The following is a 1,417-nucleotide window of genomic DNA, read 5'->3' as shown; positions in this document are numbered from 1 at the left end:
TCCTCCGCGAGGCCCGGTGCCGAGTACACCTCGCCGGGGCGCAGTTCACCGGAGATCAGTGCCGCGCGCAGGGCGTGGGCCACCTGGTCGCGCAGCCGCTCGCGGGTGGCGCCGAGGTCGCGGTGGGTCAGGTGGCCCATGGTGTTCCCTTGGTGCTTTCGCTGCCGAATGAGCTCACCAGAGTACGATGTCACGTTGTTCCCGCAGGTGACAGCGTGTAGGTGCGGCTGGCGGCGTAGAACTCCAGAGCCGCCCTGCCCTGTTCGCGCGGGCCGTGGCTGGAGGCCTTGGTGCCGCCGAACGGCAGGTGGAAGTCGACGCCGGTGGACGGGGCGTTGATCCGGATCATGCCCGCGTCGAGCCGGTCGAGTCCGCCCAGGGCCGCGTCGAGGTCTCTGGTGTGGACCGAGGCCACCAGGCCGTACGGCACGGAGTTGGCGATCAGCACCGCCTGGGCGAGGTCCTCGGCCGGGAGCAGGGCGGCGATGGGGCCGAAGACCTCCTCGCGCAGCAGCCGGTGCCCCGGGGGCACCTTCTCGACCAGGGTCGGCGCCGCGTACCAGCCGGGACCATGTGTGACGGTCCCACCGGCCAGCGCGCACAGGCCGTGCGAGACGTCGCCGACCTGGTTGCGGGCGTGTTCGTTGATCAGTGGTCCGCACACGGTCGCGGCGTTGGCCGGGTCGCCGACCGGGACGGCGCGCAGCGCCTCGGCCAGCGCATCGCGCAGCGGGTCGAAGGCGCCGCCGACCGCGATCACCCGGCTGGTGGCGGTGCACTTCTGCCCGGCGTATCCGGCGATCGCCGCGGCGATGTGAGCCGCCGCCCGCTCGATGTCGGCGTCGGGCAGGACCAAGGCCGCGTTCAGGCCGCCCATCTCCGTCTGGACCGGGACGCCCCGCGCGACGGCGGTGTTCGAGACCGCCCGGCCGACGGTCGTCGAGCCGGTGAAGGAGATGACGTCGGCGGCGGAGGCCAGCGCGTCGCCTTCGACGGCACCACCCGGGACGACGGTGAAGACCCCGGTGGGCAGCGCCCCCTGAACGATCTCCGCGAGGCGGTGGGCGCAGGCAGTCGCCTCGGGAGCGGGTTTGAGCACGACGGCGTTGCCGACCGCGAGGGCGGGTGCGGCCTTCCAGCTGGGGATGGCGAAGGGGAAGTTCCAGGGGGTGATGAGGCCCGCCACGCCGTGCGGGCGGCGCCTGGTCAGGAGCATCCCGGCCCCGCTGGCCGGTTCATGGACGGCCCCGGTGGCTTCGTAGGGGGCCTGGGCGTAGTAGCGCCAGATCGCGGCGGTGCGCGCCACCTCCGCGCGGGCCTCCGTCAGGGGCTTGCCCACTTCGCGCACGGCGAGCGCGGCCAGTTCGTCCGCGGCCGCCTCGACGGCGTCGGCCACCTGGGTGAGCGCCGCCGCGCG

1 protein-coding gene and 1 pseudogene are annotated in these 1,417 nt (G+C 73.9%); both read right to left on the bottom strand.

What is annotated here, in order from left to right:
• Positions 1 to 140: pseudogene (locus tag ACIG3E_RS41005) on the bottom strand (GntR family transcriptional regulator); the annotation flags it as partial.
• A 50-nt stretch (positions 141 to 190) separates the two neighbouring features.
• Positions 191 to 1,417: aldehyde dehydrogenase family protein (locus ACIG3E_RS41000; protein ID WP_399626330.1), on the bottom strand; the 1,227-nt coding region annotated here is incomplete at its 5' end.

It is taken from the genome of Streptomyces sp. NPDC053474, assembly GCF_044544845.1.
Lineage (GTDB): Bacteria > Actinomycetota > Actinomycetes > Streptomycetales > Streptomycetaceae > Streptomyces.
The sequence above is the reverse complement of the archived record's forward strand: the minus strand, read 5'-3'. Positions and strand labels throughout refer to the sequence as shown.